25 protein-coding genes, 1 tRNA gene and 1 pseudogene are annotated in these 19,903 nt (G+C 67.7%); 10 read left to right on the top strand and 17 right to left on the bottom strand.

Annotation, left to right across the window (positions count from 1 at the left end):
- The first annotated feature begins 344 nt into the window (after window positions 1–344).
- Window positions 345–2,666, top strand: a complete 2,322-nt coding sequence (locus ACIQWR_RS17265) for a transglycosylase domain-containing protein (protein WP_404009836.1) — start codon at window positions 345–347, stop codon at window positions 2,664–2,666.
- Window positions 2,667–2,756: 90 nt separating this feature from the next.
- Here the strand turns inward: ACIQWR_RS17265 and ACIQWR_RS17260 are convergent, their stop codons facing one another.
- On the bottom strand, window positions 2,757–3,218 hold the full coding sequence (locus tag ACIQWR_RS17260) for a GatB/YqeY domain-containing protein (RefSeq protein WP_404009833.1): 462 nt from the start codon (window positions 3,216–3,218) through the stop codon (window positions 2,757–2,759).
- Window positions 3,219–3,298: 80 nt separating this feature from the next.
- Here ACIQWR_RS17260 and ACIQWR_RS17255 point away from each other — a divergent pair, with 80 nt between their 5' ends.
- From ACIQWR_RS17255 to ACIQWR_RS17245, 3 genes are all read left to right on the top strand, one after another.
- The gene (locus ACIQWR_RS17255; protein WP_404009830.1) at window positions 3,299–4,237 is read left to right on the top strand and encodes a metallophosphoesterase; all 939 of its coding nucleotides are present in this window, start codon (window positions 3,299–3,301) and stop codon (window positions 4,235–4,237) included.
- Window positions 4,238–4,241: 4 nt separating this feature from the next.
- Window positions 4,242–4,922: a Pr6Pr family membrane protein gene (locus ACIQWR_RS17250; RefSeq protein WP_404009827.1), complete on the top strand. Its 681-nt coding sequence runs from the start codon at window positions 4,242–4,244 to the stop codon at window positions 4,920–4,922.
- Window positions 4,923–4,961: 39 nt separating this feature from the next.
- Window positions 4,962–5,035 (top strand) — tRNA-Pro (locus tag ACIQWR_RS17245).
- 79 nt (window positions 5,036–5,114) lie between these two features.
- On the opposite strand, the gene xerC is transcribed toward ACIQWR_RS17245, so the two are convergent.
- From xerC to ACIQWR_RS17195, 10 genes and pseudogenes are all read right to left on the bottom strand, one after another.
- Window positions 5,115–6,281, bottom strand: coding sequence for a tyrosine recombinase XerC (xerC, locus tag ACIQWR_RS17240; RefSeq protein ID WP_404009824.1), 1,167 nt, complete (start codon window positions 6,279–6,281; stop codon window positions 5,115–5,117).
- Window positions 6,278–6,499, bottom strand: a complete 222-nt coding sequence (locus tag ACIQWR_RS17235) for a helix-turn-helix domain-containing protein (protein WP_404009821.1) — start codon at window positions 6,497–6,499, stop codon at window positions 6,278–6,280. Before ACIQWR_RS17235 ends, xerC begins: the two co-directional genes overlap by 4 nt.
- Entirely contained in the window at window positions 6,496–7,887 is a 1,392-nt protein-coding gene (repSA, locus tag ACIQWR_RS17230) for a replication initiator protein RepSA (protein WP_404009819.1), read from the bottom strand. Before repSA ends, ACIQWR_RS17235 begins: the two co-directional genes overlap by 4 nt.
- An 89-nt stretch (window positions 7,888–7,976) precedes the next feature.
- Window positions 7,977–8,327: a SpdD protein gene (locus ACIQWR_RS17225; protein WP_404009816.1), complete on the bottom strand. Its 351-nt coding sequence runs from the start codon at window positions 8,325–8,327 to the stop codon at window positions 7,977–7,979.
- 23 nt (window positions 8,328–8,350) lie between these two features.
- A complete protein-coding gene (locus tag ACIQWR_RS17220; protein WP_328776124.1) occupies window positions 8,351–8,509 on the bottom strand; it encodes a hypothetical protein in 159 nt (52 codons plus the stop codon).
- A gap of 17 nt (window positions 8,510–8,526) precedes the next feature.
- Entirely contained in the window at window positions 8,527–8,718 is a 192-nt protein-coding gene (locus ACIQWR_RS17215) for a mobile element transfer protein (protein ID WP_404009814.1), read from the bottom strand.
- Window positions 8,719–8,729: 11 nt separating this feature from the next.
- Window positions 8,730–9,353 (bottom strand): DUF2637 domain-containing protein, encoded by a 624-nt coding sequence (locus tag ACIQWR_RS17210; RefSeq protein WP_404009811.1) that lies wholly within the window; start codon window positions 9,351–9,353, stop codon window positions 8,730–8,732.
- A 97-nt stretch (window positions 9,354–9,450) separates the two neighbouring features.
- Window positions 9,451–10,818 carry an FtsK/SpoIIIE domain-containing protein gene (locus tag ACIQWR_RS17205; RefSeq protein WP_404009808.1) on the bottom strand — a complete coding sequence of 456 codons (1,368 nt, stop codon included), beginning with the start codon at window positions 10,816–10,818 and terminating at the stop codon, window positions 9,451–9,453.
- 2 nt (window positions 10,819–10,820) lie between these two features.
- Window positions 10,821–11,158, bottom strand: a pseudogene (locus tag ACIQWR_RS17200) (hypothetical protein).
- 139 nt (window positions 11,159–11,297) lie between these two features.
- Entirely contained in the window at window positions 11,298–12,080 is a 783-nt protein-coding gene (locus tag ACIQWR_RS17195) for a GntR family transcriptional regulator (protein WP_359232124.1), read from the bottom strand.
- A gap of 18 nt (window positions 12,081–12,098) precedes the next feature.
- On the opposite strand from ACIQWR_RS17195, the gene ACIQWR_RS17190 reads away from it, so the two are divergent.
- The 4 genes from ACIQWR_RS17190 (at window position 12,099) to ACIQWR_RS17175 (ending at window position 14,751) form a co-directional block, all read left to right on the top strand.
- Window positions 12,099–12,563: an NUDIX hydrolase gene (locus ACIQWR_RS17190; protein ID WP_404009804.1), complete on the top strand. Its 465-nt coding sequence runs from the start codon at window positions 12,099–12,101 to the stop codon at window positions 12,561–12,563.
- Window positions 12,560–12,769, top strand: coding sequence for an e9imm peptide (locus ACIQWR_RS17185; protein WP_404009802.1), 210 nt, complete (start codon window positions 12,560–12,562; stop codon window positions 12,767–12,769). The genes ACIQWR_RS17190 and ACIQWR_RS17185 overlap by 4 nt, the downstream gene beginning before the upstream one ends.
- A 1,027-nt stretch (window positions 12,770–13,796) precedes the next feature.
- Window positions 13,797–14,174 (top strand): HYD1 signature containing ADP-ribosyltransferase family protein, encoded by a 378-nt coding sequence (locus tag ACIQWR_RS17180; RefSeq protein ID WP_404009800.1) that lies wholly within the window; start codon window positions 13,797–13,799, stop codon window positions 14,172–14,174.
- Between the two features lies 1 nt (window position 14,175).
- Window positions 14,176–14,751, top strand: coding sequence for a DUF6881 domain-containing protein (locus ACIQWR_RS17175; protein WP_404009797.1), 576 nt, complete (start codon window positions 14,176–14,178; stop codon window positions 14,749–14,751).
- A gap of 833 nt (window positions 14,752–15,584) precedes the next feature.
- Here ACIQWR_RS17175 and ACIQWR_RS17170 read toward each other — a convergent pair.
- The 5 genes from ACIQWR_RS17170 to ACIQWR_RS17150 are packed head-to-tail and all read right to left on the bottom strand — an operon-like array spanning window position 15,585 to window position 17,414.
- Window positions 15,585–15,923 carry a hypothetical protein gene (locus ACIQWR_RS17170; protein ID WP_404009795.1) on the bottom strand — a complete coding sequence of 113 codons (339 nt, stop codon included), beginning with the start codon at window positions 15,921–15,923 and terminating at the stop codon, window positions 15,585–15,587.
- Window positions 15,920–16,651: a GntR family transcriptional regulator gene (locus tag ACIQWR_RS17165; RefSeq protein ID WP_404009792.1), complete on the bottom strand. Its 732-nt coding sequence runs from the start codon at window positions 16,649–16,651 to the stop codon at window positions 15,920–15,922. Before ACIQWR_RS17165 ends, ACIQWR_RS17170 begins: the two co-directional genes overlap by 4 nt.
- 8 nt (window positions 16,652–16,659) lie before the next feature.
- Window positions 16,660–16,884, bottom strand: coding sequence for a hypothetical protein (locus tag ACIQWR_RS17160; RefSeq protein WP_404009789.1), 225 nt, complete (start codon window positions 16,882–16,884; stop codon window positions 16,660–16,662).
- Complete coding sequence (locus ACIQWR_RS17155; protein WP_404009787.1) at window positions 16,881–17,123, bottom strand: hypothetical protein; 243 nt, start codon at window positions 17,121–17,123, stop codon at window positions 16,881–16,883. The genes ACIQWR_RS17160 and ACIQWR_RS17155 overlap by 4 nt, the downstream gene beginning before the upstream one ends.
- 12 nt (window positions 17,124–17,135) lie before the next feature.
- A complete protein-coding gene (locus tag ACIQWR_RS17150) occupies window positions 17,136–17,414 on the bottom strand; it encodes a hypothetical protein (protein ID WP_404009784.1) in 279 nt (92 codons plus the stop codon).
- A 78-nt stretch (window positions 17,415–17,492) separates the two neighbouring features.
- Here ACIQWR_RS17150 and ACIQWR_RS17145 point away from each other — a divergent pair, with 78 nt between their 5' ends.
- Both ACIQWR_RS17145 and ACIQWR_RS17140 read left to right on the top strand, forming a co-directional pair.
- Window positions 17,493–18,248 (top strand): GntR family transcriptional regulator, encoded by a 756-nt coding sequence (locus ACIQWR_RS17145; RefSeq protein WP_404009782.1) that lies wholly within the window; start codon window positions 17,493–17,495, stop codon window positions 18,246–18,248.
- A 101-nt stretch (window positions 18,249–18,349) separates the two neighbouring features.
- Window positions 18,350–18,751 carry a hypothetical protein gene (locus tag ACIQWR_RS17140; RefSeq protein WP_404009779.1) on the top strand — a complete coding sequence of 134 codons (402 nt, stop codon included), beginning with the start codon at window positions 18,350–18,352 and terminating at the stop codon, window positions 18,749–18,751.
- Window positions 18,752–19,022: 271 nt separating this feature from the next.
- Here the strand turns inward: ACIQWR_RS17140 and ACIQWR_RS17135 are convergent, their stop codons facing one another.
- Window positions 19,023–19,793 (bottom strand): hypothetical protein, encoded by a 771-nt coding sequence (locus ACIQWR_RS17135; RefSeq protein WP_404009777.1) that lies wholly within the window; start codon window positions 19,791–19,793, stop codon window positions 19,023–19,025.
- Window positions 19,794–19,903: the final 110 nt, after the last annotated feature.

Here is a 19,903-nt window from a genome sequence, read left to right as displayed (position 1 = left end):
GTAGCGGCATATTCACCGCTGCCAGTTGAGGACGTTACGGAAGGCGGGCACAGTGCAACACCCCCGTCGGGCCCAATCTTGAATGGTCCGAACGGACTATGGGTAAGCGGCAGATCACCCGACGGAGTGATCGGACGACATGCCCGACCATTCCGGCAATTCGGGTGAATCGACGGTGAACCCCCAGTGGCAGGCGCGAGATTCGGACAAGAGTTCACCCCTTTCGGGAAGGGTGAAAACCACGCCGCAGGGTTGATGTCGCGCCACACTGCTGTGACAGTTGTTGCCAGCTTAGGCCAAGGCATTCGCATGTGTCCGGCGAATGAGAACGTAGGCTGCCCCTCATGGGAAAGAAGCGCTCAAGCGGAGGGCTCTCGGGGAGCCAACAGGCCGCCAGGTTCCTGGGGGTGTCCGTTCTCTCCGGAGTCGTGCTCGCCGGCATCGCGATCCCCGGCGCGGGTGCGCTGGGCCTCGCGGCCAAGGGCACGGTCGAAGGATTCGACGAGATCCCGGCCAATCTCAAGACACCGCCGCTGAGCCAACGCACCACGATTCTGGACTCCGAGGGTGGCTTGATCGCCACCGTCTATTCGCGCGACCGCCAGGTCGTCCCGCTGACCGCGATCTCGCCGTACATGCAGAAGGCGATCGTCGCGATCGAGGACTCCCGCTTCTACGAACACGGCGCGGTGGACCTCAAGGGCATCCTGCGCGCCGTGAACCGCAATGCGCAGGAGGGCGGCGCCGCACAGGGCGCCTCCACGCTGACGCAGCAGTACGTGAAGAACGTCTTCGTCGAAGAGGCCGGTGACGACGAGTCGAAGGTGCGCGAGGCGCAGGAGAAGAGCCTCGGCCGCAAGATCCGCGAGTTGAAGTACTCGATCCAGGTCGAGGAGGAACTCGGGAAGAGGAAGATCCTCGAGAACTACCTCAACATCACGTACTTCGGCCAGCAGGCCTACGGAATCGAGTCGGCGGCGCAGCGCTACTTCAGCAAGCCCGCCAAGGACCTGACCCTGGACGAGGCCGCGCTGCTCGCGGGCATCGTCCAGTCGCCGAGCCGGTTCGACCCGGTCAACGACTCCGCGGAGTCGATGAAGCGCCGCAACGTCGTCCTCCAGCGGATGGCCGACATGAAGGACGTCTCGCAGGCGGAGGCGGACGCGGCGAAGGCCAAGCCCGTCACCCTGAAGGTCACCCGCCCCAAGAACGGCTGCATCACCTCCGTCAAGGGCGCCGGCTTCTTCTGCGACTACGTGCGCAACACCTTCCTGACCGACCCGGTCTTCGGCAAGACCCGGGAGGAGCGGGCGAAGGTCTGGAACCAGGGCGGCCTGACCGTGCGCACCACTCTGGATCCGCAGTCGCAGGAGTCGACCAACGCCTCGATCAAGGAGCACGTCTACGCGGACGACTCGATCTCGACGGCCGTGACCATGGTCCAGCCGGGCACCGGGCGGGTCCTGGCGATGGGCCAGTCGAAGCCGTACGGCTTCGGTAAGAACGAGACGCAGATCAACTACTCCGTGGACAAGCGGATGGGCGGCTCCAACTTCGGCTTCCAGACGGGCTCGACCTTCAAGCCGTTCATCGCGGCGGCGGCCCTGGAGCGCGGGACGCAGCCGACCAAGGTGTACCCGGCGCCGTACGAGGTCGACTACCCGAGCCCGATCGCGCGCTGCGACGGCACGAACTACGTCAACCAGCGCGACCCGAAGACCAGGAAGTACGAGAAGGCGCAGAACGAGACCGAGGACGAGTTCGGTCCGTACGCGCTGAAGACGGCGATGGAGAAGTCCATCAACACGTACTTCGTCCAGATGATCGGCGACGTCGGGCTCTGCCCGGTCACCGAGATGACGCAGAAGCTGAGCGTCGTCCCGGCCAGCGGCGAGAAGCTGCCCGAGTCCCCGTCCATCGCGCTCGGCTCCGCCGAGATGTCCCCGCTGACGATGGCCAACGCTTACGCCGCCTTCGCCAACCGCGGCGTCTACTGCACCCCGATCGCGATCGAGGCGATCACCGACTCGCACAACAAGGCGCTCCAGGTGCCGAAGACCAAGTGCGACCAGGCGATGTCGGAGTCCACCGCCGACACCATCAACACCCTGCTGCGCGGAGTGGTCGACTCCGGTACCGGTGAGAAGGCCGGTCTGACCGACCGCGACAGCGCGGGCAAGACGGGTACCACCGACAACCGCTACAACGCCTGGTTCGTCGGCTACACCCCGAACATGTCCGGCGCGGTGTGGGTCGGCTCGGGCGGCGCGAAGAAGATCTCGATGGAGGACATCACCATCGGCGGGCAGTTCTACCCGAAGGTCTTCGGTGGTGGCCTGCCCGGTCCGATCTGGAAGGACGCCGTCTCGGGCGCCCTGTCCGGCCGCGAGTCCCCGACCTTCACCACGGTCAGCATCCCGGAGCCCTCGACCCCTTCGGGCGGCAGCCGCGGCAACGCGAACCCGCCGACCCAGAACCGCCCCGGCAAGCCGGGCAAGCCGGGTAAGCCGGGCGGCGACGGCAAGCCGGGTGACGGCTCGCCGGGCGGGCAGACGATCGCGGGCGCGACCACCGGCGACCCGGGCACCGGTACGCCGGGCATCCCCAACCCCGGTATCAGCATCCCGGCGGGCATCCTGGGCGAGCCGACGGGCCGCCGCCCCTAGGTACATCGGAACGGGCACGCATGAAGGAGGGGCCCCGGTCGCGAGAACGCGACCGGGGCCCCTCCTTCATCTCGTCAGTGCGTCACGTCGTCAGGAGAGGAGCTTCTTGACGACGGCGGCGACGCGCCCGCCCTCCGCCAGCCCGGCGACCTTCGGGTTCACGATCTTCATGACGGCGCCCATCGCGCGCGGCCCCTCGGCACCGGCCGCCTTGGCCTCCTCGACGGCCGACGCCACGATCGCATCCAGTTCGTCGTCGCCGAGCTGCTTGGGCAGGTAGGCGTCGAGCAGCTCGCCCTCGGCGAGCTCGCGCGCGGCCTGCTCGGTGCGACCACCCTGCGCGAAGGCCTCGGCGGCTTCGCGGCGCTTCTTCGCCTCCTTGGCGATCACCTTGAGGACGTCGTCGTCGGAGAGCTCGCGCGCTTCCTTGCCCGCGACCTCCTCCTTGGTGATGGCGGTGAGGGTCAGTCGCAGCGTGGACGAGCGGAGTTCGTCGCGCGCCTTGATGGCAGTGGTGAGGTCTTCCCTGAGCGTGGCCTTGAGCGTGGTCATGGGTCGAGTCTGCCAGGTGCGGGGGCGCCGGCGCCCGTCGGTTTTCCCGGTCTGCCATCGCGGTCTGCGACGATGGGCCCATGCACGCGCGTTACGGAATCCCCCTGAAGGTCACCGCCGGCATCGCCGCGGCCGGAGTCGCCGGAGTGGCCTACGCCGCCGGTTTCGAAGCACGGTCCTTCCGGCTGCGCCGGGTGACCGTCCCGGTCCTTCCCCGGGGGATGCGCCCCTTGCGGGTCCTCCAGGTGTCGGACATCCACATGGTGGGCGGGCAGGCCAAGAAGCGCGCCTGGCTCCAGTCCCTGGCGGGGCTGCGACCCGACTTCGTGGTCAACACCGGCGACAACCTCTCGGACACCGAGGGGGTGCCGGAGGTGCTCGACGCGCTCGGCCCGCTGATGGAGTTCCCGGGCGCGTACGTCTTCGGCTCGAACGACTACTACGGGCCGCGGCTGCGCAATCCGGGGCGCTACCTGATCGAGAAGGTCCAGGGCAAGCACGGGCTGAACGGCAACAAGCCGGTGGTCGGCGCCGTCCACAACCCGTGGGAGGACCTGCGGGACGCCTTCGACGCGGCGGGCTGGCTGAACCTGACCAACACCCGGGCGCGGATGAAGCTGGACGGGCTGGAGCTGGCCTTCACCGGTCTGGACGACCCGCACATCAAGCGGGACCGCTACGAGCGGGTCGCCGGTGGCCCGGAGGCGGACGCCGACTTCTCGCTCGCCGTCGTGCACGCCCCGTACCTGCGCGCGCTGGAGGCCTTCACCGCGGACGGCTACCCGCTGATCCTCGCGGGGCACACGCACGGCGGGCAGCTGTGCGTCCCCTTCTACGGGGCCCTGGTCACCAACTGCGACCTGGACGCCAAGCGGGTGAAGGGGCTCTCCACGCACGAGAGCGGCGGGCACCGCTCGTACCTGCACGTCTCGGCGGGCTGCGGCACCAACCGGTTCACCCCGGTCCGCTTCGCCTGCCCGCCGGAGGCGACGCTGCTCACCCTGACGGCCGCGTCCTGACCACATGATCGCCACGGCCCTCTTCCGCGCCCTGATCGCCCTCGCCGCGGCCGTGGGCGTGGTGATCGAGTGCGCCTACGGCAGTGTTCCCGTCGTGCTGAGCTTCTTCACCATCTGGACGAACATCCTGGTGGCGGTGGTCTTCGGCCTCTCGGCGGTGCGCACCTGGCAGCGCCGCCCGGAGCCCGGCCCGCTGTGGCGGGGCGGGGTGCTGCTCTTCATCCTGATCACCGGGCTGGTCTTCCACCTGGTGCTGGACAATCCGTCGAGCCCCTTCAACGTGGTCGAGGACCTCGACCGGCTCACCGGCGCCCGGGCCGTCGCCAACCAACTGCTGCACACGCTCACCCCGATCGGCGCGGCCCTGGACTTCCTGGTGCTCACGACCCCGCGCGCCCTGCGCCCGCGGCACGCGGCGCAGTGGCTGGCGTTCCCCTTCGCCTACCTCGCGTTCGCCCTGGTCCGCGGCGCCCTGCTGGCGCCGGGCACGAAGACCCGGTACACCTACCCCTTCCTCGACGTGGCCCAGTACGGCTACGCCCGGGTCGCCGTGAACGGGCTCGTCCTCGGCCTCGCCTTCTACGCCCTGGGGCTGGCCCTGGTCACGGCCGACCGCTTCCGCCCACCCCTGCTGGCGCCCCGTGAAAACCGGATTTCGTCTCCGGGCGGCGGTCCGCTAAAGTAATCGATGTCGCCAGGGCAGCAGCGCTGCAAGGGTGGACATCGGGGTGTAGCGCAGCTTGGCAGCGCGCTTCGTTCGGGACGAAGAGGTCGTGGGTTCAAATCCCGCCACCCCGACAGCTGAAACACCAGGTCCGGGTGCTACTCACACGAGTAGCACCCGGACCTGTTTTCGTGTGCGTGCCTATCTGTGTGACTACGGTTTCGGATCTCGCGTGAAGATGTCGTCCATGACGACCGCGCCGGTCTGGATCACGGGGCGGATCTGCTTCCGGTAGACCTCCTCCGTGACCGCCGTACCCGAGTGGCCGACCAGTCGCGAGATCTCTTCGAGCGGGACGCCGCTGTCCGAGAGTAGCGAGACGAAGCTGTGCCGCAGCTCCCGCGGGGTCCATTCCTTCGCCTCCACTCCCCCGGCGCTGTCGATGGCCTGCCGGAAGGCCCGCCGGACGTTGGTGGAGTCCAGCGCCGTGCCGACGGCGGAAGAGAAGACGAGCCCGTTCTCCACCCAGTCGTCGCCGGCCGCCAGGCGGTCCCACCCCTGGTCCTCGAACTGCTGCCAGAGCGCGTCCACGCAGCGGGCGGGCAGCGCGATGGTCCGACGGGACTTCCTGGTCTTGGTGTCCCCACCCGTTCGGACGGACCTCCACACCGCGATGTGGGCCGGCACCGGCGGGGTCGCCCGCGTGTCCTCCTTCAGGAACACGTGGTCCCAGGTGAGCGCCCGCAGCTCCTCCGTACGGGCTCCGGTCAGCAGGGCCAGCACGATGTACGCGTGCGCCGACGTACCCGCTGCGGCCTTGAGCACCGCTTCCGCCTGGGCGAGGGTGAGCGCCTTCGACGGGCGCCCCGGCTGGCCGGTCGGAACGGCGCACAGCTCGACGATGTTCCGCTTCACCTTGTCCCGGACCATGGCCCGCTTGACCGAGCGGTTCAGGCAGGAGTGCACGGCCTGGAGGGTCCGGGTGCTCAGGGTCGTGGCCTTCTGGGCGAGCCACCTGTCCACGTCCTCACCGCTCAGCTCACGGAGCTTGCGCGCGCCCAGGGCGGGGATGACGTGGTTCCGACTGAGTGAGGTGCAGGTGTTCACGGTGCCCGTGTCGCGTCCGGCCAGCCCGTACATCAGCCAGTCGTTGACGGCGTTCTCCACCGTGTAGTTGGTGGGCGCGATGGCGAGGCCGTCCTCGTGGTCCCGCAGGACCTCCTTGAGCTTCGCCTTCGCCTCGGTCTTGGTCCTGCCGCTGCCGCGCTTCACGAGCCGCTTCCCGCTCGGGTCGTAGCCGAGACTGACGGACGCGATCCAGCGTTGGCGCTTCTCGTCCCAGTGCAGGCCGCCGTCTCCGCGGCTCCGGCGGGCGGTCATCGGGCCGCACCCGCTTCGTGCTCCAGGAGGGCCACGTAGTCGGTGATGGCGGAGGCCGGGACGAGGCGGGTGCGCCCCTCCTTGACCGTCCGCAGGCGGCCCGTGCGGATCAGGTCGTAGATGACCGTCCGGCTCATCCGCAACACCTTCGTGGCCTCGGCGACCCGGTAGAGCGCCGGAGCCGAGATCTCGCCTCCGTGATGGCTCAGGACGGTCATCGTTCCCCCTCGTGTGCTGCGGTCAGGTCGGCGAGTGCCTCGCGGGCGGTACGGCGGTTGAGCTGGATGCCGTGGGCGATGGTGGCGGCGAGGACGGATTCGCCGGGGGTGTGGCCGTGGCCGGCGTACTGCCAGGAGCCGAGGACGCGGACGGTGTCCGGCTCGGCGTCGGTGAAGCCGCGGGCTTCGCGTTCCTCGGCGGCGCGGTAGTCGGCGCGGGTCTGGCGCAGTGCTCCGAGGGTGGTGGAGTAGTGGCGGGACTTGGTGGAGAAGTGGCCGCGGAAGCCGAGCATGTGGGACCAGGCGGCGAGGCGGCGGTCCGGATAGAGCGGGTCCAGGTCGAGGCAGGCCTCGATGAGTCGGCGGGTGTGGTCGGGGACGTCGAGGAGGACCAGGGCCTCGCGGTTGCCGATGCGGCGGTCGAGGGTGCCGGTGTTCTCGGCGGCCTTGGTGGCGTACTTCGCGACGTAGGAGGCCACGGCCTGTTCGGTGATGTCGGAGCCGTCGCCGAAGGCCTTGACGGGGCGGACGTCGAGTTGGGTACCCCAGCGGAAGGTGCGGGCGGGCTGGTCTGCGGCGGCCGTGACCGTGATCGAGGTGTACGAGTGCGCGACGGCGGCCCGGATCGAGCGGTCGAGGAGTTCCGTGCTGGCCCAGGTGGGCGGCGGGGAGGCAGGGCCGGTGGGTCCGTCGATGCGGATCACGGTGTGGAAGTGGATGGCGCCGCGCTTCTGGAACTCGGCGACCTTGCCGAAGGAGATCCGTGCCGCTTCTTTCAGCTCGCGTTGGGTCAGACCGGCGGAGGCGGCGATCTCGCGGCGCAGGCGGGTGGTGAAGCGCTGCCAGAGCTGGCCGGCGTGGTTGTTGAAGAGGACGGCGGCGGCGTAGTCGTAGGTGGTGGGGTCGAGGGCGGTACCGAGTTCGGGCGCGTCCTGCTGATGGTGCTGGCCGCAACGGCAGGGGCGACTGGCGGGGCGGTTGTGGACCGGGCCGAAGGAGGGGGCGGTGAGGGTGGCGAAGACGCGGGGGTGTTCACGGACGGTGGCGGGGATGTCGCGGCGGTCGTCGCCCGCGAGCCCGGCCCGGATCAGGTGGTAGGTATCGCCGGAGTACGTCCAGGCGCAGGCAGGGCAGCGGGAGGCACGGCGGTTGCCGCACGCGATGCGGAGGCGTGCGCCGGGTTCGTCGGCGGTGGAGTAGCGGTGCAGGATCTCGCCGGAGGTCTTGTCCTTGGCGAGGGTCCAGCCGGTGATGTGGATCGGGTCGGAGCAGCCGCCGGTGCGGCGGACCTGGTCCTCCCAGCGGCTGTATCCGGGAGCCCCGGCCACCCTCAGCACGTCGCCGAGGAGGGCGGGGTCCAGGCCGAGCTGGCCCGGGGCCTGGCTCATGATGGTGGTTCCTTCCGGTTCTTCGGATCGGGCAGGAGCACGGCGCCGGGACGGCGGAAACTTGGCGGTTGAGGCCGTCCCGGGGCCGGTCAGCGGCGCGTGAACTCCTGGCGCAGGGCGCGGACGAGGAACAGCAGGACGACGGCGGTGACGGCCAGCGCGACGGCGGTGACCGCGACGGCCAGGAGCAGCGAGACGGCGACCGAGGCCAGCGCGAGGACGCCGGCGATCGCGCCGATGACGAGGACGACAGCGGTGCCGGGCGACTGCTGGACCAGGCCGGCGAAGGCACTCGGGGACTTCGGGGACTTCCTGGACACGGGGGCCGGGCCGCCGTGCTCCGCGTGCTCGACGGGGACCGGGGTCGGGACCGGCGCCGGGTAGATGGTCGCCGGGGTGTGGACGTAGGTGTCGGGCTGGGGGTACTTGGGCTTGAACATCGGCGTTCTCCTTCTGGGGCGGGTTACTTGTGGATCGCGGTATCGATGGCCGGGGCGAGGAAGCTGTCCGCGAGGAGGAAGCCGCCGAGGAGGATCACGGCGACGAGCCACCAGGGCGGGCGGATGAGCTTGATCCCGAGGGCGCCGACGACGATGAGGGCGAGCCAGAGCGGGACGTCCATGGCGGGCGCCTTTCAGTTCAGTTGACGCGGCAGCGGTGGGAGCGGGCGGCGAGCTGGGCGGCGGTCGAGGAGCTGTAGTCCGAGGACCAGCCGCAGCCATCGGTCGTGCAGACGGCGGCGTCCTTGGTACGGCCGCGCCGGTCGCGGTAGGCGCCGATCTGGACGGGGCCGATCTTCATGAGCGAGCGGAAGTTGATCCGGGTGGGCATGGGGACTCCTGTCAGGCGAGCTGTTGGGATTCGAGTTGGGATGTGAGTCGGGCGGCGATGGCCTCTGCCAGCGCGGCCGGGACGCCGAGGCGGACGCGCAACGTGTCGACGTCGATGTCCGCGCCGGTGCGGATGCGGTGGTCGGCGGCAAGTTTCTGCGCGTGGGCGACGAGGGCGGGCGGGGCGGTGACGGTGGGTTCTGCGCCCCGCTCGGCAGGAGGAAGAGGTGCGGGGTCGGGGGTGGGCTCCGGCGCGCTGGGCGACGTAGGCCGGTGGACCAGGAGCGTGCCGCCGAGGAAGGCGAGCGCGGGCCAGCCGGCGACGAGGATGCGGAGCCAGTCCGGGACGTCGCCGAGGTCGAGCAGGCCGGCGGTGGCGACGTTCGCACCGAGCGAGGCGGTGAGGGCGACGGCGAACCAGGACCAGGCCGAGCGCGCGGGCTCCCCCGCGTCCCGCAGGGCGCGGAGGCGGTGCCAGGCGGCGACGAGGAGCAGGTCGACGCTGATCGGGTAGGCCCAGGCTTTCCAGCCGTCCTGTCCGGCGGCTTCGGCGAGGTCGTGGAGGTGGGCGAAGGACAGGGCGCCGGCGATGACGGCTTGGACGAGGACGGCGTCCGGGCGGACCAGACGGGGCATGGTCGTCACCTCCTTTCGGGTCCTTTCGGGCTTTCGGGCATGGGGTGGGTAGGGACCTGGCGCGATGAGGCCGCGCCGACCGGGGTGGGCCAGGTGCTTAGAAGGCACTTGCTCCAGCGGCCCGCGGCTGGACCTTGCCGACGAGGACGCGGGCCGGAGGTTCGGGCCGGAAGGCGTCCAGTTCGGGGATCTGCGGGGTGCGGTGGGCGTGTGCGTTGCAGACGTTCACGGCCTGGCGGAGCGTGGTGTGCGGGGCCCGGATGCGGGACCAGCCGCCGGAGGAGTCACCGGCCACGGCGGTGCCGGGGCGGTCCTTGTCGATCTGGACGGCGGCGAGGACAGCGTCCGGGGAGATGTCCCCGAAGGCCATGTTCGCCGAGGTCTCGTCGTTCACGCGGTGCGCGGTACGGCCGGTGAGCTGGGCGCGGAGCATGGTGATGCCCTTGCCGAGTTCGGAGCCGAAGCGTTGGCCGCAGATCTCCAGATGGATGCCGGCGGCCCGACCGAGCTGGGCGAGGCGGACCAGGTCGGTGACGATCCGGTCCCGCCGGGCCTCCTCAGCCTTGTTGGCGGCGAGGGCGAGCTCCGCGACTTCGTCCACCAGGACCACGACGGGTACGGGGCGCAGGTGGGCGGGCAGGTCCCAGATGTCGGCAGTGATCTCCGCGTCCGGCAGGGCGACGCTGATGCGTTGTTCGGCCCGGATGAGTTGGTAGACGCGTTCCATGTACTGGACGAGCGCGGTCAGGAGTTCGGCCGCGGCGGCCGGGTTGTCGGCGAGGGCGGTGAAGCGGCGTGCCAGCGGGAAGAGTTCGACGCCGTTCTTGCAGTCGATCCCGACGAGCGCGACGTTCTGCGGAGCGAGGCCGGCGACCAGGGTGCGCTGGTAGACGGACTTGCCGGACTTCGTGGCGCCGACGTTCAGGGCGTGCGGGACCTGTCGGTAGTCGCGGTGGTGGACTTCCCCGTCCTCGCGCAGAGCCACGGGAACCCGGAGCGTCTCGGGGTGCGGGGTGATCGGCATGCGTACCCGCCTGAGCACGTCGTATCCGGTCATCCGCAGCTCGACGACACCGGAGCGGATCTCGCGGGAGACGACGTTATGGAGGGCGAAGGAGTGCCGGAGCCGGTCCGAGGAGGCGGTGAAGTCGAAGGCGTCCTGTCCGGGGCGGAGTTTGAGGCGTAGGACCAAGCCCGTGGCGGTGGGCCTCAGCCGCAGGATCCGGGGCGAACGGGCTTCAGGAACGGGGCGGTCGGCGATCCGGGCGAGGGCGAGCCGCCATCGGGAGGGCGGGACGGTGAGTCCACAGGCGTCCATCACCGAGCGGTACCGGATCAGGACGCGGACCGTGGCGAAGGTGACCCCGAAGGTCATCCAGTACCAGGTGGGCCGCAGCCAGCGCAGGACCAGCGCGAGCACGAGCACGAGCAGGACCGCCAGCAGCGTGCCCCATAAGGCGTTCATCGTCAGCCCGCCTTGGCCAGCGAGGTGACGGCGACGGCGCGGAAGCTGAGTCCGTGCCGCTCTGACCGTTGAACTCGTTCTCCCACGGCCGGGCGACGAGGCCGGTCAGCGCGACGGGGGTGCCCGTGGCCAGGTCACCGGAGATGTCGGGCTCCGCCACGGTGACGGACACGACCTCGGCGTTGCCGTTCATCACGAACAGCACGTCGACCGTCATGAGGCTGTTGCCGCTCTCGGTGTCGACGGCGACCTGACCGGTCTTCTTGTCGCGCATCTTGAACTGCGGGGGCTGGGCGACCATCAGGGTCGCGCCGGTGGTGTCGACAGGGATCTGACGCACGAAAGATCACTCCTATGCAGAGGTAGAACTCCTGCACTCATGTACAGGAGTCACATGAAGAAGAGTGCCCCACTCCTATACATGAGTCAACCCGCCGCGAAGAGAAACTCGCGGCGGGCTGTGGAGAGTTGAGCGGGCGTCAGTCGCGCGCGGGGATCCGGTACTCGAAGACGAACTGGTCAGCGGCCATGAGCGTGTCGCAGACCTCCACCACGCGACCTTCCTCGGTGACGGCGTCGCGGAGGAGGTGCACCACGGGGGCGCCGGGGGTCAGCGACAGTTCGGTCGCTTCGGCCTTTGCCGCGGGCCGGGCCTGGAGCGTCTCCACGTACTCGGCGAAGACGTGACCGTGATCCTCCAGGCGTGCGTAGATGCCGCCGGGGCCGGGGTTCTCCGAGAACAGCTCCGGGATGTCCTTGACGACGTCCCACGGCAGGTACGACGTCGCCGTCTCCACCGGAGTCCCGTCACGGAAGTACAGCCGGCGCCGCGCCAGGACCTGAGTCCCCGCGGTCACCCCGAGCCGCTCCGCGATCCCCTCCGGCGCCTCCATGGGCCCGATGAACAACACGCTCACCTTGGCCTCGGCCCCGGACTGCGCGGACTCCGCGAGGTACGCCGCCCTGCCCTCCTGCCGGTGCGTGCGCCGGAAACGGTCGGAAGACCGGTGCCGCACGGCGGGCCGGGCCTTCACGATCGAACCCTTGCCGTGCCGGGTCTCCACGAGCCCGCTGGCCCGCACCTCCACCATGGCCTTGCGGATCGTCCCGCCGGCGACGCCGTAGCGCTCCACCAGCTCGGACTCACTCGGCACCATGTCGCCTGCCTTCAGCACGCCGGCCCGGATCTGCTGGACAAGGTCGTCGGCGATCTGCACGTAGCGCGGCACGGCCCCTCGGCCACCTCCCACTGCGGTTCCCATAGTCCTTCTCTTCCTCCTATGCTCCTGTACATGAGTACGGGTTCCCCGCAGGCCAAGTCAACGCCACTGCACTCCGTGTCCGTAGCCGGGGCAGTGCTCCGCGAGGACGGCCGGCTCCTGGCGATCCGCCGAGCGGACAACGGGACTTGGGAACTGCCGGGCGGAGTCCTCGAACTCACCGAGTCCCCGGAGGCCGGCGTCCGCCGCGAGGTCCTGGAGGAGACAGGCATCGAGATCGAGGTGGACGAACTCACCGGGGTCTACAAGAACACCACGCGCGGCATCGTCGCCCTGGTCTTCCGCTGCAAGCCGTCGGGCGGCTCGGAACGCACCTCGGAGGAATCCACCGCGGTCGCGTGGCTCACCCCGGAGGAGGTCTCGGCCCAGATGTCCGAGGTCTACGCGATCCGCCTCCTGGACGCCCTGGACGACTCGGGCCCCCACGTCCGCAGCCACGACGGCCGCCAGCTCCGCACGGAATGACGCGCGAGGAAGCGATCCACCTCGTCCAACAGATCCTGGACGGCACCCTCACCACCGAGTCCGAAGTCGACGCGGCCCTGGAGTCCCTCCACGTGGGCCTGCGGTGCCCGCACATCGCGAACTACATCTACTGGGACTTCGACCCCGACTTGACCGCGGAGAAGGTCGTCAACCGAGCCTTGTCGTACGAGCCGATCGCCCTCTGACGCCGGACGGCGCGGTAAGACTTTCCCTACTTCATCGAGCCTTGTCGTACGAGCCGATCGCCCTCTGACGCCGGACGGCGCGGTAAGACTTTCCCTACTTCATCAAGGCACCCGCCGCGCACGCGCGGCGCGCGCGGCCCGTCACCCGGGCCTGCGCTCCTGTCTCCGCCCCGCTCCAACCCGGCCGCCGACCGCACGCCTACGGCTCGGGTTGATGGGTAGCGGATGCGCGCCTACAGACACGGCAACCGTCACATGGCATGCGTGGCCAGGAGCGCCGCCGACTGCGGCCGAGACCGGGTGCCAAAAGACGGCCAGCAGCGAGGGAGGGGTGGCCTCTTGCCCGCGGTCGATCGGCTGCCGGGCCTGAGCCGGGCCGGGCGCCGTGCCCCCGCCGTCACTGATGAAGGGCGCGTGAGGCGAGCGCACCGCCGGGAATGGGCGGGCGGTGAGCAGCTGCTGCCGCGATGTGGCGCAGGCCGGTGTGGTCGCTCCGCATCGGCTCCGGCCTCGTTGTGGCTGATGAGCGCGTCGTTCAATCGTCTACCGGCAGTTCACTGGATCATTGATCTTGCTCACCCGCCCAAAAGGGAAACCGACCAAAGCCCATCCAATCGGCCTCAGCTCGAACTACCGAGGCAGGCACAAGGAACTAGAGTGCATGCCCTCTCGTTCCGTCGCAGGGCGCAGGCGGGCCCTCAGTCATGGCCGTCATCGCGTGATCGGCGCCCAACTGCAGGTCAGCGTCACCAATCGCCAGTTGTTCGATATCTAGCAAGAGCGCGACTGGTAACATGTCACAAGGGCAACACGCTCCGTTACGGCCATGGAAATGACCAGAGCGACGCTGAGGCCTGCCACCGCTCGGACCTTGAGTCTCGGACATGTCGGCAGGAGCGGGGATTCATGGAGTGCGGGTGCTATCGAAACCGCACCTGGGGTAGTGCCGCGGCCTATCAAGACCGAACGCCCGGCCAGCCCGAACCCGGTAGGCAGTCTCTCGCAAGCGGAGGGCGAAAGGTCGGAAGTGCTCTACGACATCAATGGCGTTGTCATTGACGCAACTGACGAGCTGCTAACCCTCTTCCACTACACGGATGAGGCGGGACAGCGCGGGATCCTGGACTCCAAGTCCCTGAGATCTTCACTCCGCAGCAACAACCCAAATGATGCACGTTACGGCGATGGCGCATACCTGAGTGATATCCAGCCCGGCACGCGCCCTCAGAGCAGCCTTTCGCAGGTATTCGTCAACATGCCTTTCCACGGAAAGCGCTTCACCCATTACGTCGAGATTGATATTTCCAACCTTGCTGTCACCCAAGGGCGTCCACACGTGTTCGTCGTTCTTGGAACTGCTCCGCTCAACCTTGACGGGCGAATCAAGGACTGGGGAGTGAACTGAAATGCGCTACCTCAAGCTAGTCTGGCACCACGACTCTACAGATGATCCGCAGGTGATCTGGACTGAGATCAATGACAACAACATCGAAATCAGAAAGATTGAATACTACGAAGACGGCCGCCTTGGCCTAGCGGGGGCAGGGCGATCCGATGGGAGCACCGAGCTCGGCCTCTGGGCCGTGCCACCCATTGAAGAAATCAAGAGATCTCCAGAATTCTCGCCCACAGAAATTTCACCTGCCGAGTTCGAAAGTGAATGGCGGCATGCTGTGAGCCAGAAAGAACGCCGCCCAGGCTCGGTAAGGCGCCCGAGAGGGAGAGGTACCCGATCAAAAATCAGGGTACGAAGCACAACGGGAAGCCTCAGCAGGTTCCTAGAAATCTCCGCTACCACCACTGAGTGGGAAATTAGAACTAACCGCGGAAAGAAGGTTGCCGCAGCTTCGACGCGCGAAAAGGCCGTGAAGTTGGCACAGGAAATCTTGCTCTCCACCAAAAAGAAGAGCTCATCCGGAAGTCGAATTCAGGACCCATCCAAAGTTCCCACAAGGAACACAGAAAGGCAACCAAAGAAATAGCCGCTTAATCCAAAAAGAACATGGTAACCTGAAACCTGCGTTGCACATAACTGACGCCAGGCTTATTCGTACGCCTGCACTTTTCCGCACTCCCACGGAAAAAGCGACATTCTCTAAGCTCAGAGTTCACTGCCGCCGCTTCGGGTAACGAGCAGGACCATGGCGACTGAAGCGAGCAGAACATCGGCACGGCGCTTGGTTGCGCGAAGGCATGAGGTGGCGCGGCTATCCGGACGGCAGCCGTGGTGGGAGTTACTCCAGCAGATGAGCAGTGGACGCGTGGGCCGGGAACGAGCCACCAGCCGCGCCGGCGTTGGACACTCCGCGGCAGGACACCGTCCCGCCACTGCGGGCCAATTGGCGTCAGCAAGCTGCGAAACTGGACGAGGAGTTCGCATTCAGCGATGGCTACCAGGTCTGCAAAGTTTACCGACTCGCTTGGGTTGAGGTGTCGTACACCTTCCCGGAATATCAGTGTTGCGGCCTGGCCTCTGCCAGTATCACCGTCCTGCGGATCGAGCACCCCGGCGTTGCTCGGCATGCCCTCGGCGCGTATCGCGGAGTCCAAGTCGTTCTGGCCGAGCGTCGGAATTGACATAGCAGTCGCGTACGGACAACAGTGCCCGTCATGCCCTCACGTCCGCCGCAAGTGACTTTACGGCTCCCACGATGTGCGGCCTATTCATGAACGAAGGCCGTTCCGCAGAACTCACCTGAGTACCGGACCTGCTGGAATTCGTGGGGCACACGGGGCCTCGGGAGCCGTGTGCGCTAATGGGAGAGCGGCCCCGCGGAAATTCCGGGGCCGCTCTGTCGTGTGAAGAAGGATGAAGTCAGCCGAGGGGTACCGGCAGTCGTGAGGTTCGTTCGCCCTGGGCCCCTTGGGCGGGGTGTAGAAGGCGGTGGCCGCGGCTGGTTGCTACACGGACCGTGGCTCGGAGGGCTGTGGCCAGCTCTAAGGCCACGAGGTGAACTTCGTGCGGATCCGTCTCCGGGTCGGTGAGTACTTCGAAGACGTGGTCGAGGAGTTCGGAAGCTGACCTGAGCTGTGCCTCCTCGATCATGTCGGCCAGGCGGGAGAGGAAGCCGGCGCTGTTGTCGGTGCTCAGGAAGCACGTTTTGTCGTCGGGGCCCGACCAGGGGAGGAGGCGCAGTTCGTTGGTTGAGGTCATCGCTTCTCGCTCCTCTCTTCGGTCATAGCTTGGGTGGTGAAGAGCGCGTTCGCTCTATCGCCCGGGAGTAGCAGGAGCGCTGCCTCAACTACGCGCCCGGTGGTGTCGGTGGCCACGCGGGTGAGGGAGAGGACTGCCAGGGATGTGCTGATGCGTAGGGCAGTTGCTTCCTCCTGGGTCGGGAGGCGTGCGCTGACCTTCTCTTGGACTTCGGCCAGCGGCGGGCGGAGTTTGGCTAGGGACAGGGCCACCTTCTTGGGCGAGGTCAGCCCTCGGGTCAGGTCGGGTGGGACCAGGTCGCTGGGGACGTAGACGCGGGCCAGGCTGTGCGGCACCTTGCCTTCGTGGGCGACGAGGAGGATTTCCGTCAGGGGGCTGTGGGGCGGCACGTTCAGCAGGGCGGTGAGGTGGTCGTCCGACCAGAGGTTCGTGGCGCGGGCGGTTACGCGTAAGGGCTTGGAGAGGGCGGTGCAGGCGGTCACTGTGCCTGTGCCCCCGAGGTAGGTGATGGGGTGGCGGTGGTGGCGGACGAAGTTTCCAAGGCCGTGGATCTTCTCCACCAGGCCCTCGCCCTGGAGTCGCGCGAGGGCGGTTCGTAGCGTCGGGGTACTGACCGTGTAGCGGACGGCAAGTTGGGTTTCGGACGGGAGGCGTTCGCCGGCCTTGAACGTGCCCGTCGTGATCTGGTGCCGGAGGTCATCGGCGATGGAGTCGCGGAGGGAGGCCATGGGTTGGGTCACCACTTCCTCGTCAGCCGGAGGGCGGTGAGCCGGCTTCGGGCGTGCATCGTGAGGACTTCGCCCGACTCGAACTGGAGGCGCTTCGCACCGGCGCGGAGCTGGACGAGGTCGGCCACGCGGCACGGTCGGCCGCCGACTTGGATGACGTCGCCGCGGCGCACGTCGGCCGATGTGATCTCGATGTGGGCGGCGTGCGAGCCGTTGTGGGTTCGTCCCTTCACTGGTTCACCTGCTGCGGTTGGGGCTGGGTGCCCGGCTCGTGGCACGGGCAGTCGCAGGCCTCGTAGGTCACGGGGATGCCGATCGGTGCCGTGGTGGGGGACGAATAGGCGCACTCGTGGTGCGTACCGATCGCGCACACGCTGGACCGGTAGGTGGTTCGGGCGTGCGTGGCATAGGAAAGTGCGGGGAGTTGCAGCCCACTGGCGGGGGCGGCGGCGGTGCCCTTACGGTTGAACACGCTGATCAGCTCCTATTGCTGATGGCCAGGTCCCCGGACATCGCCCGTCGCGGGGACCACTTTGCCTACGGCCGCCCACAGGGTGCGGCCGGTCAAGCTGCTGGCGAGGAGACCGAATCGGTCGGCCTCTGCCACCACTTCGAGGACCGCGCGCCACGTCTCGGCGGGCAGCGCCTCCGGTACCTCCACTTCGATCGACGTGTGGGTGGTGTGCCGCTCCACTCGTGTGGTCAGGCCCAGGGCCGACAGCCGGGCGGCGAGGTCCTCGGCCCTTGCTTCCGAAGCAGGCACAGAGGACCTCCGTCGCCGATCAATCACGTTGAGTAAAGCTAGTTAACTAGATTAGAGCTAGTGGACTAGATTTTCCATATGCCTGAGCAGCCGCCTTATCTCCGCATCGCCGACGTGCTGCGGCAGCGGATCGCGGAGCACGAGTGGACCGTCGGCGACCGGCTGCCCTCGCGCGCCCAGATCGCCGGGGAGTGCGGCGTCGGCGAGAACGTGGTCCGCCGAGCGCAGGAACTCCTGATCTCGCAGGGCGTCCTGGAAGGGCGAGCGGGTTCGGGTACGTATGTCGCCGAGCCCCGTCGGCGTGTGCGGGTGGTCCGGTCCTCTGCGCGCGAGCAGCCCAGCGGATCGCCGTTCCGGGCCGACATGCAGGCGCTGGGCAAGCAGGGGCATTGGGAGAGCCGGACCGAAGCGAAGGTGCCGGCGCCGGCCGAGATCGCGACCCGGCTGGGGATGGCGGCGGGTGACCTGTGTGTCCGTACCGTCTACGAGTTCCTCGCCGATGGGCGGCCCGTGCAGCTGTCCACGAGCTGGGAGCCGTACGAGCTCACGGCGGGCACCCTCGTCGTGCTTCCCGAGGGCGGGCCGCACGCCGGGGTCGGCGTGGTGAACCGCATGGCCGAGATCGGTATCACCGTCAGCCATGCCGTCGAGCAGCCGGAGCCGCGACACGCCACCGCCGAGGAGGCCTCGCTCCTCGGAGTCCCCAAGGCTGCTCTCGTCACGCACATCCGGCGGACGTACTACAGCGACGAGGGGCGGCCCGTGGAGACCGCGGACATCATCGTCCCCGCCTCACTGTGCGAGGTCGTCTACGAGATTCCCGTCAACCGGTAGACCGTCAACCTCCGCCCTGCTCTTCTGGAAGCCGGTTGCAGCACCCACCGCAACCCCAGTACTTTCCCGCGTACATACGCAGAGGGCTGGAGGCGGCTGGCATGTCCGGATACGGGCGCTCAGCAGACGAGTGGGACCTGATGGTGCAAACGGGGAGGGACTTTCTTGTGGAGCGAGCAAAGCTCCGCAAGATCACCTCGTACACCGAACTCAACGCCACGTTGGCCCGGCGGACCGGCTGCAAATCCTTCGATTTCGAACGCGCCGATGAGCGAGCCGCCATGGGACAGCTGCTGGGGCTGATCGTGGAGCTGGATCAGCAGATCACCCCCTCGGAACCACCTGTCATGATTTCTGCGCTCGTGAACTACCTGAGCGCCAACGACGCAGGCCCCGGCTTCTATCAGCTGGCCAAGGACATCGGTCTCCTCCCTCTGAGTGCGTCGAAGGACGAGAAGGACACCTTCTGGATCAAGCAGGTCAGCCGACTCCACGAACGCTAGGCCGCGGTAACCGTGGTCGTCATAGGTGAGTGTCTACCCCGATGACGACCACGGAGTACGTCGATTCCATCGGCGATCCGAAGCTGGTCATCGCCATCGGCGCCCTCCAGTGCCCCCAGCTCTACCCGGAGCAGGGGTTCATGGCGCACATACCAATCCCGCACCGGTCTTGGCGGCATACGGCCGCTTGCGCGATCAAGGATTCACCAGCCGCCTCGTCAGCCACGCTGTCGGATAGAAGAAGCCCGAGGCAGGCGAGCTCTGGACACCCTCAACTTCCGCCGACGCCACTTGCAAGCATCTCGTCGAGTTCCTCCGGGCTAACTTTGGAGTACATGGAAGCGAAAAGTCGCAATCGAACCATGTACTCTCTTACACCCTCCTTGTAGTACCCAATGTCGCCCATCGCGGCGTATGGGAACGACATGGGCGTCGTCGCCAAAAAAATGCGTAGTTCATCCATACTCGTGAGGGCGAGATCGCGGACTCTGGCCACAAACCCATCTACGTCGGCCGCCAACCAGGCACCGTCCGCCATGGTGTGCTCAAAGTCCACGGGAACCTCGGTCAGCAGCGCGCGCCCAAACTGCCGCTGCCGCGCAACGTCCGCCGCGTTCTCCTGCCTCCGCTGCGCGGCTTCCTCGTCCTCGGCACGGCGCTCACTGCTACGGGCCGACTGAATCGCGGCAACCTGCTCTTCTAGAAGGGCGAGACGTTTCGCGGCTTCGATGGCCGCAGACTCCAGAGCCTGAATCCTTTCCTGCGCCTCCTCCAAACGGTCGGCAAGCTCTTCCGGGGGGCGCCGGCGCAAGAGGTCACGCTGCGCACGGGCCCGCGCTTGCCGCCACATTTCCCACGGCTGGCCGCACCCGCCCGTGACGAACAACTCCCATGTCTCATCTCGGGGGAAGGACTTGCCATTGATCAGCTCGGAGATCGTGCCCGTGGAGAGACCAGTGTTCGTCGCGATCTTGATTCCTGATAGGCCCAGGCTCTTCATCAGAGCCTTCGCCGCAGCCGCCAACTCCTCAGGCGTAGTCACCTCAGATGGGTCTGGCAACCCCTGACCGGACTCCCCAGCCACGCTGTCCCCCTTCGAACGTTCAGATCTTCATTACCGTACGCCGAAACCCTCCTCTGAACAGGCACTTT

The sequence above is a fragment of the Streptomyces sp. NPDC098789 genome (genome assembly GCF_044759975.1).
Taxonomy (GTDB): Bacteria; Actinomycetota; Actinomycetes; order Streptomycetales; family Streptomycetaceae; genus Streptomyces.
This window is presented reverse-complemented; position numbering and strand designations above follow the sequence as displayed.

Excerpts from the sequence above, each read along its gene's own strand:
- ACIQWR_RS17205 (WP_404009808.1), bottom strand. The coding sequence starts at position 10,818 with ATGAACGCCTTATGGGGCACGCTGCTGGCGGTCCTGCTCGTGCTCGTG.
- ACIQWR_RS17190 (WP_404009804.1), top strand. The coding sequence starts at position 12,099 with ATGCTCCTGTACATGAGTACGGGTTCCCCGCAGGCCAAGTCAACGCCA.
- ACIQWR_RS17165 (WP_404009792.1), bottom strand. The coding sequence starts at position 16,651 with ATGGCCTCCCTCCGCGACTCCATCGCCGATGACCTCCGGCACCAGATC.
- ACIQWR_RS17215 (WP_404009814.1), bottom strand. The coding sequence starts at position 8,718 with ATGCCCACCCGGATCAACTTCCGCTCGCTCATGAAGATCGGCCCCGTC.
- ACIQWR_RS17250 (WP_404009827.1), top strand. The coding sequence starts at position 4,242 with ATGATCGCCACGGCCCTCTTCCGCGCCCTGATCGCCCTCGCCGCGGCC.
- ACIQWR_RS17195 (WP_359232124.1), bottom strand. The coding sequence starts at position 12,080 with ATGGGAACCGCAGTGGGAGGTGGCCGAGGGGCCGTGCCGCGCTACGTG.
- ACIQWR_RS17265 (WP_404009836.1), top strand. The coding sequence starts at position 345 with ATGGGAAAGAAGCGCTCAAGCGGAGGGCTCTCGGGGAGCCAACAGGCC.
- ACIQWR_RS17225 (WP_404009816.1), bottom strand. The coding sequence starts at position 8,327 with ATGTTCAAGCCCAAGTACCCCCAGCCCGACACCTACGTCCACACCCCG.
- xerC (WP_404009824.1), bottom strand. The coding sequence starts at position 6,281 with ATGACCGCCCGCCGGAGCCGCGGAGACGGCGGCCTGCACTGGGACGAG.
- ACIQWR_RS17185 (WP_404009802.1), top strand. The coding sequence starts at position 12,560 with ATGACGCGCGAGGAAGCGATCCACCTCGTCCAACAGATCCTGGACGGC.
- ACIQWR_RS17175 (WP_404009797.1), top strand. The coding sequence starts at position 14,176 with ATGCGCTACCTCAAGCTAGTCTGGCACCACGACTCTACAGATGATCCG.
- ACIQWR_RS17145 (WP_404009782.1), top strand. The coding sequence starts at position 17,493 with ATGCCTGAGCAGCCGCCTTATCTCCGCATCGCCGACGTGCTGCGGCAG.
- ACIQWR_RS17255 (WP_404009830.1), top strand. The coding sequence starts at position 3,299 with ATGCACGCGCGTTACGGAATCCCCCTGAAGGTCACCGCCGGCATCGCC.
- ACIQWR_RS17140 (WP_404009779.1), top strand. The coding sequence starts at position 18,350 with ATGTCCGGATACGGGCGCTCAGCAGACGAGTGGGACCTGATGGTGCAA.
- ACIQWR_RS17170 (WP_404009795.1), bottom strand. The coding sequence starts at position 15,923 with ATGACCTCAACCAACGAACTGCGCCTCCTCCCCTGGTCGGGCCCCGAC.
- ACIQWR_RS17210 (WP_404009811.1), bottom strand. The coding sequence starts at position 9,353 with ATGCCCCGTCTGGTCCGCCCGGACGCCGTCCTCGTCCAAGCCGTCATC.
- ACIQWR_RS17235 (WP_404009821.1), bottom strand. The coding sequence starts at position 6,499 with ATGACCGTCCTGAGCCATCACGGAGGCGAGATCTCGGCTCCGGCGCTC.
- ACIQWR_RS17220 (WP_328776124.1), bottom strand. The coding sequence starts at position 8,509 with ATGGACGTCCCGCTCTGGCTCGCCCTCATCGTCGTCGGCGCCCTCGGG.
- repSA (WP_404009819.1), bottom strand. The coding sequence starts at position 7,887 with ATGAGCCAGGCCCCGGGCCAGCTCGGCCTGGACCCCGCCCTCCTCGGC.
- ACIQWR_RS17260 (WP_404009833.1), bottom strand. The coding sequence starts at position 3,218 with ATGACCACGCTCAAGGCCACGCTCAGGGAAGACCTCACCACTGCCATC.